The organism is Streptomyces catenulae, assembly GCF_000718015.1.
In the GTDB taxonomy this organism is placed as follows: Bacteria; Actinomycetota; Actinomycetes; order Streptomycetales; family Streptomycetaceae; genus Streptomyces; species Streptomyces catenulae.
In genome coordinates this window covers 39,033-52,023 of the sequence record NZ_JODY01000010.1, presented here as the reverse complement: position 1 = coordinate 52,023, position 12,991 = coordinate 39,033, and the positions used below count along the sequence as shown (strand labels likewise).

The following is a 12,991-nucleotide window of genomic DNA, read 5'->3' as shown; positions in this document are numbered from 1 at the left end:
TTCCCGGCCGCGCCCTCCACGCCCCTTGACGGTGCCGGTGCGGCGTTCCCACTATGTCTCTCATCGCGCAACCGATAGTGCAGTGCGCAACACCACGGCTCTCTTCCGCCCCGTGTTCTCCGTTTGTCCCCGCCGCCTCGGCGCGCCCCGGCACCGTCCGCCCCGACCTCCCGAAGGAGGGACATGCCTTCCGCATCCCCGACCGACGCCCGCGTGGTCGTCATCGGCGCCGGCATCGTCGGCTGCTCACTCGCCGACGAACTCACCGCCCGCGGCTGGCGCGACGTCACCGTCCTGGAACAGGGCCCCCTCCCGGCCCCCGGCGGCTCCACCTCGCACGCCCCCGGACTGGTCTTCGCCACCGGCCCGTCCCGGACCCTGACCCGCTTCGCCGCCTACACCGTTGAGAAGTTCACCGCCCTGGAGACCGACGGCGCGCCCTGCTTCTCCGCCGTCGGCGGGCTGGAGGTCGCCACCACCGAGGAGCGCTGGGCCGACCTCCACCGCAAGGCCCGCCTCGCCGCCTCGTGGGGCATCCGCGGCACCCTGATCACCCCCGAGGAGTGCGCCCGCCACTGGCCGATGCTGAACACCTCGCTGCTGTACGGCGGTTGGTTCACCCCGGACGACGGGATCGCCCGCGCGGTGCCCGCCTGCCGGGCGCAGCTCGCCCGCGCCACCGCCCGCGGCGCCCGCGTCCTCGACCGGCACACCGTCACCGGCATCGAGCGGCGCGACGGCCGGGTCACCGCCGTCGTCACCGACCGCGGCACCTTCCCCGCCGACCATGTCGTGAGCGCCGCCGGATTCTGGGGCCCGGTGATCGGCGCGATGGCCGGGGTCACCGTCCCGCTGCTGCCCCTCGCCCACCAGTACGCGACGACCGCGCCGCTGCCCGAACTCGCCGTCCCGGGCGGCCCGCGGCCCGAGGCGGTCCGTCCGCTGCTGCGCTTCCAGGACCGCGACCTCTACTTCCGCGAACACGGCGACCGGCTCGGCATCGGCTCGTACGCGCACCGCCCGATGCCCGTCGACCCGCACACCGTGCCCGCCTTCGACGACGCGCCGGTCATGCCGTCCTCGCTGCCCTTCACCGCCGAGGACTTCGCCCCCAGTTGGCGCGACGCCACCGCACTGCTGCCCGCGCTCGGCGGGGCGGAGGTCGCCGACGGCTTCAACGGCGTCTTCTCCTTCACCCCGGACGGGATGCCGCTCCTCGGCGAGGCGGCCGAACTGCGCGGCTTCTGGCTCGCCGAGGCCGTCTGGGTCACCCACTCCGCGGGCGCCGCCCGCGCCGTCGCCGAGCTGATGACCGACGGTCACACCACCCTCGACCTGCACGCCTGCGATCCGCACCGCTTCGAGGGCGCCCAGCGCTCACCCGCGTACGCCGCCGCACGCGGCGCCCGCAGCTTCATCGAGGTCTACGACGTCGTCCACCCCCTCCAACCGCCCGCCGACCCCCGCCCACTGCGGGTCAGCCCCTTCCACGACCGGCAGCGGGAACTCGGCGCGTACTTCCTGGAGTCCGGCGGCTGGGAGCGCCCCCACTGGTACGAGGCGAACGCCCCGCTCGCGGAGGGGCTCGCCCTGCCGCCGCGCGACGCCTGGGCGGCCCGCCACTGGTCGCCGGTCGTCGTCGCCGAGGCCCGCGCCACCCGCGAACGCGTCGGCCTGTACGACCTGACCCCGCTGCGCCGCCTGGAGGTCGAGGGCCCCGGCGCGCTCGCCTTCCTGCAATACCTGATGACCAATCAACTCGACCGGGAGCCGGGCACGGTCACCTACACCCTGCTGCTCGATACGCACGGCGGCATCCGCTCCGACCTCACCGTCACCCGCCTCACCGAGGACCGCTTCCGGATCGGCGCCAACAGCGGCGCCGACCTGGTGTGGCTGCGCCGCCACGCCCCCGACGGCGTCCACGTCCGCGACCTCACCCCCGGCACCTGCGGCATCGGCGTCTGGGGCCCGCTCGCCCGCGACCTCGTCCAGCCGCTGACGCGCGAGGACTTCTCCCACCCGGGCTTCGGCCGCTTCCGGGCCCGCCGGACCCACCTCGGCCCCGTCCCGGTCCTCGCCCAGCGCGTCTCCTACGTCGGTGAACTCGGCTGGGAGCTGTACACCACCGCCGACCTGGGGCGCTGTCTGTGGGACACGCTGTGGGAGGCGGGCCGCGGCCTCGGCGCCGTCGCCGCGGGGCGCGGCGCCCTGGACGCCCTCCGCCTGGAGAAGGGGTTCCGCGCCTGGGGCCAGGACATGCACACCGAACACGACCCCTACGAGGCGGGCCTGGGCTTCGCCGTCCGCCCCGCCAAGGGCGACTTCCTCGGCCGCGCCGCCCTCGCCGGACGCGATTCCGCCGTCCGCCGCCGGCTGGTCTGTCTCACCCTCGACGACCCGGCGGCGGCCGTCCTCGGCGGCGAACCGGTGGACGTCGGCGGGGAGACGGTCGGGTACGTCACCTCCGCCGCCCACGGACCGACCGTCGGCCGCTGCGTCGCCCACGCCTGGCTGCCCGCCGCCCACACCGCGCCCGGCACCGCCGTCCACCTCGGCTACTTCGGCGAGCGGTACGCCGCGACCGTCGCCGCGGAACCGCTCGTCGCCCCGGAGGCGGCCCGCCTGCGCCGCTGACCGCCACCGCCCGCCGCACCGCCCGAGGAGACCCGTATGACCACCACCCCCGTCACCGGCCCCCGGGCGGATGTGCCCGCGCCGAGCGGTGAACTGCGCGCCACCCTGCCCGGCGCCGCCTACACCGACCCCGCCGTCTTCCGCCGCGAACAGGAGCGGATCTTCGAGCGGCTGTGGTTCTGCGCGGTCCGCGCCGCCGACCTCACCGGACCCGGCGCCTTCCGCACCGTCCAGGTCGGCCGGGAGAGCGTGCTGCTCACCCGCAACCGGCGCGGCGAGCCCCGCGCCTACCTCAACATCTGCCGCCACCGCGGCGCCCGCCTCTGCACCGAGGAGAGCGGCACCGTCCGCCGCGCCCTCCAGTGCCCCTACCACGCCTGGACCTACGACCTCGACGGCCGCCTCACCGCCGCCCCCAACCTGCGGCAGATGCCCGGCATCGACCGCACCGAACGCGGGCTCCTCGCCGTCCACCTGCGGGAATGGCTCGGCTACCTCTGGGTCTGCCTTGCCGACGAGCCGCCGTCCTTCGAGGAGAGCGTGATCGGCGCCGCCACCGAACGCCTCGGCGACCCCACCGCCCTCGACCGCTACGGCACCGAGACCCTCGCCCTCGGCCGCCGGATCACCTACGACGTGCCCGCCAACTGGAAACTCATCGTCGAGAACTTCATGGAGTGCTACCACTGCGCCACCATCCACCCCGAACTCACCGACGTCCTCCCGGAGTTCGCCGACGGGCTCGCCGCCCAGTACTACGTCGGCCACGGCGCCGCCTTCGCCGCGGAGGCCGAGGGGTTCACCGTCGACGGCACCGGCGGCTTCGGGCGGCTGCCCGGCATCGACGACACCCAGGACCGCCGCTACTTTGCACTCACCCTCCGCCCCCAGGTCTTCGTCAACCTCGTCCCCGACCACGTCATCGTCCACCGGATGTTCCCGGTCGCCGCCGACCGCACCACCGTCGAGTGCGACTGGCTCTATCGGCCCGAGGTGCTGGCGGACGGCGCCGACATCACCCCGTCGGTGGAGCTGTTCCACCGCGTCAACACCCAGGACTTCGACGCCTGCGCCCGCACCCAGCCCGCCATGGACTCCCGCGCCTACCGCGACGGCGGCGTCCTCGTCCCCAGCGAGCATCACATCGGCGCCTTCCACCGCTGGGTCACCGACACCCTCGCGGACGACCCCGCCTGACCTGCGAGGCGAGGCGGCGCACCGGCCGGTGCGGGCCGGTGCGCCGGGCGGCGGGGGGCGCTCCGGGGCGGGGCCGTCCTCCGTTTGCGGAGCGCCGGGGGCCGCGCTTGAGTGAGAGCGACCCCCACGCACCAGGAGCAACCATGTCGATGCCGTTCGGTTCCGCTTTCGGCGCGTCCGATCCGTTCAGCGACCTGTTGAACCGGTTCTTCGGGATGTCCCCCGCGTCCTCGCCCCCCGCCGTCCAGCGCGTCCCCATCGGGCGGCTGCTGACCGAGTCGTCCCAGGAGCTGATCAACCTGGCCGCCGGGCGCGCCGCCGAGGACGGCACCTCCGACCTCGACACCGAGCATCTGCTGTGGGCCGCCACCCAGGTCGAACCGGCCCGCGGCCTCCTCACCCGCGCCGGGGTCGACCCCGACGGCCTCGGCTCCCGTATCGCCACCGTGCTGCCCCGCGAATCCGGCGAACCCTCCGCCGAACCGGGCCTGACCCCCGCCGCCAAACGCACCCTCGCCGCCGCCTACGACCGCTCCCAGGCCGCGGGCGTCTCCTACATCGGCCCGGAACACATCCTCGGGGCCCTCCTCGACACCTCCGGCGCGGGCGCCGAGTCCGGCGCCGCCCGGCTGCTGCGCGCCGAGGACCTCGACGTCGACAAGGTGCGGCGGCAGGCCGATGACGCGGCCCGCGCCGAGGGCACCCCCGCCGCCGCCAAACCCCCGGCCACCACCCTCGACGAGTACGGCCGTGACCTCACCGAGGAGGCGAAGGCGGGCAGGCTCGACCCGGTGGTGGGCCGCTCCGACGAGATCGAGCAGACCGTGGAGATCCTCTCCCGGCGCTCCAAGAACAACCCGGTCCTCATCGGCGAGCCCGGCGTCGGCAAGACCGCCATCGTCGAGGGGCTCGCCCAGCGCATCGTGGCCGGTGAGGTCCCCAAGACCCTCAAGGACAAGCGGGTCGTCGCCCTCGACCTGTCCGGGATGGTCGCCGGGGCGCAGTACCGGGGCCAGTTCGAGGAGCGGCTGAAGAAGGTCATCGAGGACGTCCAGCAGGCCGGTGGCGAGATCATCCTCTTCATCGACGAACTCCACACCGTCGTCGGCGCGGGCGCCACCGGCGAGGGCGCCATGGACGCCGGCAACATGCTCAAGCCCGCCCTCGCCCGCGGCGAACTGCACGTGGTCGGCGCCACCACCATCGACGAGTACCGCAAACACATCGAGAAGGACGCCGCCCTGGAACGCCGCTTCCAGCCGGTGATGATCCCCGAACCGACCGTCGAGGAGACCGTGCAGATCCTGGAGGGGCTGCGCGACTCCTACGAGGCGCACCACCAGGTCCGCTTCGCCGACGGCGCGCTGACCGCCGCCGCCGAACTCTCCGACCGCTACATCAGCGACCGTTTCCTGCCCGACAAGGCCATCGACCTGATGGACCAGGCGGGCGCCCGGGTGCGGCTGCGCAGCGCCGGACGCTCCACCGAGGTCGTCAGCCGCGAGGACCGCCTCGCGAAGCTGGGCCGCGAGAAGGACCAGGCGGTCGCCGCCGAGGACTTCGACAAGGCGGCCGAACTGAAGCGGCAGATCGCCGAGGCGGAGGGCGAACTCGCCGGGATCGAGGAGCGCCGCGAGGGCGTCGTCTCGGTCACCGCCGCCGACATCGCCGACGTCGTCTCCCGCCGCACCGGCATCCCCGTCGCCCAGCTCACCGCGGGCGAGAAGGAGAAGCTGCTGAAGCTGGAGGATGCGATGCACGAGCGGATCGTCGGCCAGAGCGAGGCCGTCACCGCCGTCTCCGAGGCCGTCCGCCGCAACCGCTCCGGCATGGGCGACCCGAACCGCCCGGTGGGCTCCTTCCTCTTCCTCGGACCCACCGGCGTCGGCAAGACCGAACTCGCCAAGACCCTCGCCGAACTCCTCTTCGGCGACGAGGACCGGATGATCCGGTTCGACATGAGCGAGTTCCAGGAGAAGCACACCGTCGCCCGGCTCGTCGGGGCGCCGCCCGGCTACGTCGGCTACGAGGAGGCCGGTCAGCTCACCGACCGGGTGCGCCGCCGCCCGTACTGCGTGCTCCTCTTCGACGAGGTGGAGAAGGCCCACCCGGACATCTTCAACACGCTGCTGCAGATCCTCGACGACGGCCGTCTCACCGACGCCCAGGGCCGGACCGTCAGCTTCCGCCACTGCGTCGTCATCATGACGTCCAACATCGGCGCCCAGCGGATCATCGCGCACGAGGGCGAGGTGTCGGAGCTGAAGGACGAGCTGATGGCGGATCTGCGGGCGCGCTTCCTGCCGGAATTCCTCAACCGCATCGACGACATCATCCTCTTCCACAGCCTCACCGAGGACGATCTGACCCGGATCGTCGACCACCTCCTCGACCGCAGCCAGCGCCGCGTCCACGCCCAGGACATGACGCTGGAGGTCACCGAGGCGGCGAAGAAGCTGCTGGTCGCCCACGGCTACCAGCCGGAGTTCGGCGCCCGCCCGCTGCGCCGCACCATCCAGACCGAGCTGGACAACCGCATCGCCTCCCTCCTCCTCGCCGACGAGGCGGGCCCCGGCGACACGATCGTCGCCGACGTGGGCGACGACGACTCGCTGCACTGCACCGTCCGCAAGGGCGCCGGAGGCACGGAGGACGCGGCGGCCTGACGGGTGCCCGCCCGGCCGCGCCCCGCGCCGCCGGGCGGACGCCGCAGGTCAGAGCCGTACGGCCGCTCTTTGACAGGCCCCCGGAATTCCCGGAAGGTGAACGGAGAACGGAATACCGGTACCTGGCCGGGTCATGGCGAAACGCCCGTTCGGCACCGGAAACCGGAGAGATGGACGCACTGCCCCGCCCGCACGACCCCCGCACTCCGTCATGACCCGGGCCGGTGACGACGGCCGCACCCCCGCCGCGCGCGGCCCGCGGCAGGCGGTGGCCGGGGTGGTGCGGGTGCTCTCACCGCGCGGGTCGCTGACCCTGCACCCGGTGGACGGGGCGTTCACCTTCGCGCTGCGCGCCGCGCTCGCGATGGCGCTCCCGGCGCTGGTGCTCGCCGCGACCGGCCGCACCGAACAGGCCGTCTACGCCATGCTCGGCGCCTTCACCACCACCTTCGGCCGCAATCTGCCCTACCGGCGGCGCGCCGGTGCGCTGGCGCTGGTCGCCCTCGCCATGACGGCGTGCGTGGGCGTCGGCTCGGCGCTCGCCGCCTGGGCGCTGCCCCGGCCGGGCGGCGCCGCCGTGGTGGTCGCCGCGACCGCGCTGGTGGCGGGCGCCGCGAAGTACGCCTGCGACGCCGCGCGGCTGGGCGGGCTCGGCGCGGTGCTGCTGCTCTTCGCGTTCGCCGCGGCGGCCAACGGCACGGCCGGTCCCGCCGACGTCCTGCCGCACACCGCGCTCGCCGCCGCGGGCGCCGCGCTCGCCTGGGCGCTGGCGATGGCGGGCCGCCTCGTCCACCCCGACCGCCCGCAGCGCCTCGCGGTGGCCGCCGCGCTCCGCGCGCTCGCCGCACTCTGGGACGCCCCGGGCGCCGACCACGACGGCCGACGGCGCCACCGGGCGACCGCCGCGGTGCTCCGCGCCCACCACGCCCTCGGCCTGCTGCCGCGCGCGGCGGGCGGGGAGCGGCACGGCGGGGTGTGCGTCCGGCTGACCGAGCTGTCCTGGTCGCTGCTGATCGGCTCCGCGACCCGGCCGCCGGACGATCCGGCGGCCCTCGCCCGGCAGCTGCGGGAGCAGGCCAGGGCCCTGGCGGACCGGCGCCGCCGCGTCCCGCCGCTGCTGCCGGGCCCGGCGTCCTGGACGGTCGGCGACCGGACCGGTCGGGACGCCGGGGCGCCGCCGACCGCCCCGCCGAGCGGCGCCGGGCTCCGCGCCGCCGAACTCCTCGCGGGCCGCCACCCCGGCGGCCCCGGCCACCGCTCCGTACTGCTCGTCCCGGCGCTGCGGATGGCCCTCGGCACCGCCCTCGCGGGCGGCGCCGCGCCGGCGCTGGGCCTCGGGCACGGCTACTGGGCCGCGGTGTCGGCAGCCGCGGTGCTGCACTCCATCAATGTCCGCACCGCGACCCAGCGCGCGGTGCAGCGGACCCTGGGCACCGCCGCCGGGCTGGTGCTCGCGCTGGCGATCCTCGCCCTGGCGCCCGGCCCCGGGGTGCTGGTCGCGGTGATCGTGGTGCTGGAGTTCCTGCTGGAGTACGTCGTACCGCGCAACTACGGCCTCGGCGTGGTGTTCCTGACGCCGCTGGCGCTGCTGATGACCGACCTGACCGCGCCGGAGGCCGCCGGGACGCTCGTCGCGGACCGGGCGCTCGCCAGCGTCCTGGGCATCGTCGTCGGACTGCTCTGCGGCCTGCTGGTGGTCCACGACCGGGCCGTGGTGCGGGCGGAGCGCGCGCTGACCGCGTGCGCGGCGGCCACCGCACAGGCCGAGCGGGCGCTCGACGGCGGCGCCACGGCGGCGTTCGGGGACGCCCAGGCGCGGCTGGCGGTGGCCGTCGTCGAGCTGCGGGAGGCGGACGACGCCGCGGCGGGCGAGGTGTGGCGGGCCGAGATCGACCCCGCCGAACTCGCCGCCGCGGAGGCCCGCGCCCATCTCCTCCTGGAGCGCTTCGCCCGCGGCTGAGCGCCGCTCACGCCGCCGGGGCGATGGTGACCTTCAGATGCTTCATCAGCGGCTGATCGCTCTGCACGCTGTAGTCGCAGAGCGCGATCAGCACGTTCATCTCCGGCATGTACCCGGCCGCACAGCCCCGGGGGAGGCCGTACGGGACGGCGAGATAGCCGTGCAGCGCGCGGGTGGAGCCGTCCTTCGCGGTGGCGGTGATGTCGACCGGGTCGAACCGGGCGATACCGCGTTCGCGCATGTCGTCGTGGTTCATGAAGACCAGCGTGCGCAGGTTGCGGATGCCGCGGTAGCGGTCGTTGTCCGAGTACAGGGTGGTGTTCCACTGGTCGTGGGAGCGGAGCGTGCCCAGCGCCAGCGTGCCGGGCGCCGGGACCACGTCGGGCAGCGGCGCCGCGGAGAACTCCGCCGCTCCCGACGGCGTGCGGAACACCAGCTCCCGCGCGGGCTGCTTGATCCGGAAACCCAGCGGCAGCCGCACCCGCCGGTTGAAGTCCTCGAAACCGTCCAGGACCTGCGCCATCGTGTCGCGGATCCGGTCGTAGTCCTCGACGTACCACTCCCAGGGCGTGGCGCTGTCCGGCAGCGCCGCGCGGGCCAGCCCGGCGATGATCGCGGGCTCCGACAGCAGCTGCGGCGAGGCGGGCCGCTTCATGCCGACGGAGAGATGGACCATGCTCATCGAGTCCTCGACCGAGGTGCTCTGCACCCCGCCGCGCTGCTGGTCCTTCTCGGTCCGGCCCAGACACGGCAGGATCAGCGCCTGCCTCCCGTGGACCAGATGACTGCGGTTCAGCTTGGTGCTGACCTGCACGGTCAGCGCGCAGGCGCGCAGCGCCGCGAAGGTGTACGGGGTGTCGGGCGCCGCCATGGCGAAATTGCCGCCCATCCCGACGAAGACCTCCACGTCACCGCGGTGCATCGCCGCGACGGTGGCGACGGTGTCCAGCCCCTCCGCCCGCGGCGGTTCGATACCGCAGACCTCCGCGAGCCGGTCGAGGAACGCCCCGTCCGGCCGGTGGTCGATGCCGCAGGTGCGGTTGCCCTGGACGTTGCTGTGCCCGCGGACGGGGGAGGGGCCCGCGCCCTCGCGGCCCAGATTGCCGCGGAGCAGCAGCAGGTTGACGATCTCCCGGACGGTGTCGACGCCGTGCTCGTGCTGGCTGATGCCCAGGCACCAGCTGATGATCGAACGGTCCGCGTCGCCGTAGATCCGCGCCGCCTTGAGGAGGTCGGCGCGGGCGATGCCCGACTGCCGCTCGATCTCCTCCCATGGCGTGGCCTCGCACACCACCCGGTACGCCGCGAAGCCGGTGGTGTGCCGGTCGATGAACTCCTGGTCGAGCGCCTTGGGGTCGGTCCGTGCCTGCTCCAGGACCGCCTTGGCCATACCGCGCAGCAGCGCCATGTCGCCGCCGATGCGCACCTGGAGGTCGAGCGTGCCGGTCCGGGTCGCCTTCAGGAGGGCCATGTCGGTGAAGTCGTGCGGCACGATCGTGCGGGTGGCGGCCGCCTCGACCATCGGGTTGATGTGCACGATCTGCGCACCCCGGTCGTACGCGGCGGCGAGCGCGGTGAGCATCCGGGGCGCGTTGGAGGCGGCGTTGACGCCCATCACGAAGAGCGCGTCGGTGGCCTCCCAGTCCTTGAGGTCGACGGTGCCCTTGCCGGTGCCCAGCGACGCCTTCAGGGCGCGCCCGCTCGCCTCGTGGCACATGTTGGAGCAGTCCGGCAGATTGTTGGTGCCCAGCTCCCGGGCCATCAGCTGGTAGAGGAAGGTCGCCTCGTTCCCCAGCCGCCCGGAGGTGTAGTACGCCGCCCGGTCCGGGCTGCCGAGCCCCCGCACCACCCGGCCGAACAGCGCGAACGCGTCCTTCCAGCTGATCGGTACGTAGTGGTCGGTGTCCGGGTCGTAGACCATCGGCTCGGTCAGCCGTCCCTGGTCCTCCAGCGCGAAGTCGCTCCACCCGGACAGCTCGGTCACCGAGTGCGCGGCGAAGAACTCCCGGCCGACCCGCTTACGGGTCATCTCCCAGGTGACGTGTTTGATGCCGTTCTCGCAGATGTCCAGGTGCAGGCCCTTGGTGTCGTCCGGCCAGGCGCATCCGGGGCAGTCGAAGCCGCCGTTCTCGTGGTTCATCCGCAAGATCGCCCGCGGCCCGTCCACCCACTGCTTCTCCCGGGCCAGGATCCGGCCCACGCTCTTCGCGGCGCCCCATCCGGCGGCGGGGTGGCGGTAGGGCCGGGCCGACGGCTCGCCCTCGGGGACGGGCCCCACCCGGTGCGTCGGCTGTTCCCGTTCCTCGGAGGCGCTCACCGCGTCCACCCTTTCCGTCGTCCGGGCCCGGCCCGCAGCGGGCCTTTCCGGCCAGGCTAGGTGTGGCGGCGGGGCCGGGCGAGGCGGGCGGGACGCGGCCCGCGCCGCGGGTGCCGGGTGCGCGGGGCCCGGCGGAACCGGTGCCGGGCCCCGGCGCGTCGCCCGACTGCGGGCCGTACCGGGCACGGATACGCTGACCCCGTCCCAGCCGTTATGTCTGCTTCGGGGTGATTGGTCCGTCGGTGGGGTCGCCGCCCCCGCCACCTCCCCGTCCCCCGCCGGGAGCCCCATGGTCACCTCGCAGTCCGTCGTCATGCCGCCCGCCCGCGCCGCCGTGTTCCTCGTGGCGACCGTCGCCCCCGGCGGTGAGGCGGCCGTCCGGGACGGGCTCGCGGGCCTGGCGGGGCTGGTCCGCTCGGTCGCCTTCCGCGCCCCCGAAGCCGCCCTGACCTGCGTCGCCGGGATCAGCTCGACCGGCTGGGACCGCCTCTTCGACGGCCCGCGCCCCCGCTATCTGCACCCCTTCCGGCCGCTGCACGGCCCCCGCCACCACGCCCCGGCCACCCCCGGCGACCTCCTCTTCCACCTCCGGTCCGCCCGCCCGGACCTCTGCTTCGAGATGGCCCGGCTGCTCGTCGACCACTTCGCCGCCGCCGTCACCGTCGTCGACGAGGTCCACGGCTTCCGCTACTTCGACACCCGCGACCTCCTCGGCTTCGTCGACGGTAGCGAGAACCCCACCGACCGCGCGGCCGACGACGCCGTCCACACCGGTGACGAGGACCCGCCGTTCCGCGGCGGCAGCTATGTGATCGTGCAGAAGTACCTCCACGACATGCCCGCCTGGCAGGCGCTCACCGTCGAGGAGCAGGAGCGCGTCATCGGCCGCACCAAGACCGCCAACGTCGAGCTGGACGACGCCGTCAAACCCGCCGACTCACATGTCGCGCTCAACACGATCACCGACGCCGACGGCACCGAACGGAAGATCGTCCGGGAGAACATGCCGTTCGGCCGGGTCGGGCAGGGCGAGTTCGGCACCTACTTCATCGGCTACGCCCGCACCCCCGAGGTCACCGAGCGGATGCTCGACAACATGTTCCTCGGCGACCCGCCGGGCACCACCGACCGCATCCTCGACTTCTCCCGCGCCGTCACCGGCGGTCTGTTTTACGTGCCCGCCGCCGACTTCCTCGACGATCCGCCCGGCCCGCCGACCGGCGTCGCCCCGGGCGGCTCCCTCGGCATCGGCAGCCTGAAAGGAGCCTGAGCGCCATGACCGCCACCACCGCCACGACGGTGCCCTGCGGCACCGACAACCTGCACCGCGAACTCGCCCCGATCACCCCGCAGGCGTGGGCGGAGATCGAGGAGGAGGCCCGCCGCACCTTCCGCCGCCATGTCGCCGGGCGCCGCGTCGTCGACGTCCCCGATGCGGGCGGACCGGAACTCGCCGCCGTCGGCACCGGCCACACCACCGGCATCGAACCGCCCACCCCCGGCGTCACCGCCCGGCTGCGCGAGGCCCGGCCCCTCGTCGAACTGCGCAGCTCCTTCACCGTCACCCGCGCCGCCGTCGACGACGTCGAACGCGGCTCCCAGGACTCCGACTGGCAGCCGGTGAAGGACGCCGCCCGCGCCCTGGCCCTCGCCGAGGACCACGCCGTCTTCGACGGCTACCCGGCCGCCGGGGTGGAGGGACTGCGCGCCCGCAGCTCCAACCCGGTGCTGCGGCTGCCCGCCGAGGCCCGCGACTACCCCGACGCGGTCAGCGGCGCCCTCACCGCGCTCCGGCTGGCCGGGGTCGACGGCCCGTACGCGCTGCTGCTCGGCGCCGACGCGTACACGGCGGTCAGCGAGACCTCCGACCACGGCTACCCGATCGCCGCCCACCTCGCCCGGATCCTGGACGGCAAACCGATCTGGGCGCCCGCCGTCGACGGCGCGTTCGTCCTCTCCACCCGCGGCGGCGACTTCGCCCTGCGCCTGGGCCGGGACGTTGCCATCGGCTACACCGCCCACGACGCCCACGGCATCGAGCTGTACCTCCAGGAGACGCTGACCTTCCTCACCTACACCGACGAGGCGGTCGTCGTCCTGGAGGCACCGGACGCGCCCTGACGCCCTCCCCTCCGTACGGGACGGGCGGGGCGCCCGGCACCCCTACCGCCTCGCCACAGCTTCCTGACAACTCCCTGACACCGGCGGGCGAGG

7 protein-coding genes are annotated in these 12,991 nt (G+C 74.3%); 6 read left to right on the top strand and 1 reads right to left on the bottom strand.

Going from position 1 to position 12,991, the window contains the following annotated elements:
• Nucleotides 1-183 precede the first annotated feature (183 nt).
• From IF23_RS0111725 to IF23_RS0111710, 4 genes are all read left to right on the top strand, one after another.
• A complete protein-coding gene (locus IF23_RS0111725; protein ID WP_030282642.1) occupies nt 184-2,637 on the top strand; it encodes a GcvT family protein in 2,454 nt (817 codons plus the stop codon).
• Between the two features lie 36 nt (nt 2,638-2,673).
• Nucleotides 2,674-3,834, top strand: coding sequence for an aromatic ring-hydroxylating oxygenase subunit alpha (locus tag IF23_RS0111720; protein WP_030282641.1), 1,161 nt, complete (start codon nt 2,674-2,676; stop codon nt 3,832-3,834).
• 143 nt (nt 3,835-3,977) lie between these two features.
• Nucleotides 3,978-6,500, top strand: coding sequence for an ATP-dependent Clp protease ATP-binding subunit (locus IF23_RS0111715; protein WP_030282639.1), 2,523 nt, complete (start codon nt 3,978-3,980; stop codon nt 6,498-6,500).
• 211 nt (nt 6,501-6,711) lie between these two features.
• Complete coding sequence (locus tag IF23_RS0111710; protein ID WP_030282637.1) at nt 6,712-8,460, top strand: FUSC family protein; 1,749 nt, start codon at nt 6,712-6,714, stop codon at nt 8,458-8,460.
• A gap of 7 nt (nt 8,461-8,467) precedes the next feature.
• Here the strand turns inward: IF23_RS0111710 and IF23_RS0111705 are convergent, their stop codons facing one another.
• On the bottom strand, nt 8,468-10,777 hold the full coding sequence (locus IF23_RS0111705; RefSeq protein WP_030282636.1) for an FdhF/YdeP family oxidoreductase: 2,310 nt from the start codon (nt 10,775-10,777) through the stop codon (nt 8,468-8,470).
• Between the two features lie 289 nt (nt 10,778-11,066).
• Between IF23_RS0111705 and IF23_RS0111700 the strand changes: the two genes are divergently transcribed.
• Nucleotides 11,067-12,047: a Dyp-type peroxidase gene (locus IF23_RS0111700; RefSeq protein WP_030282634.1), complete on the top strand. Its 981-nt coding sequence runs from the start codon at nt 11,067-11,069 to the stop codon at nt 12,045-12,047.
• A 5-nt stretch (nt 12,048-12,052) separates the two neighbouring features.
• Nucleotides 12,053-12,898, top strand: coding sequence for a family 1 encapsulin nanocompartment shell protein (locus IF23_RS0111695; RefSeq protein ID WP_051739508.1), 846 nt, complete (start codon nt 12,053-12,055; stop codon nt 12,896-12,898).
• Nucleotides 12,899-12,991: the final 93 nt, after the last annotated feature.

Excerpts from the sequence above, each read along its gene's own strand:
- IF23_RS0111725 (WP_030282642.1), top strand. The coding sequence starts at position 184 with ATGCCTTCCGCATCCCCGACCGACGCCCGCGTGGTCGTCATCGGCGCC.
- IF23_RS0111720 (WP_030282641.1), top strand. The coding sequence starts at position 2,674 with ATGACCACCACCCCCGTCACCGGCCCCCGGGCGGATGTGCCCGCGCCG.
- IF23_RS0111715 (WP_030282639.1), top strand. The coding sequence starts at position 3,978 with ATGTCGATGCCGTTCGGTTCCGCTTTCGGCGCGTCCGATCCGTTCAGC.
- IF23_RS0111710 (WP_030282637.1), top strand. The coding sequence starts at position 6,712 with ATGACCCGGGCCGGTGACGACGGCCGCACCCCCGCCGCGCGCGGCCCG.
- IF23_RS0111700 (WP_030282634.1), top strand. The coding sequence starts at position 11,067 with ATGGTCACCTCGCAGTCCGTCGTCATGCCGCCCGCCCGCGCCGCCGTG.
- IF23_RS0111695 (WP_051739508.1), top strand. The coding sequence starts at position 12,053 with ATGACCGCCACCACCGCCACGACGGTGCCCTGCGGCACCGACAACCTG.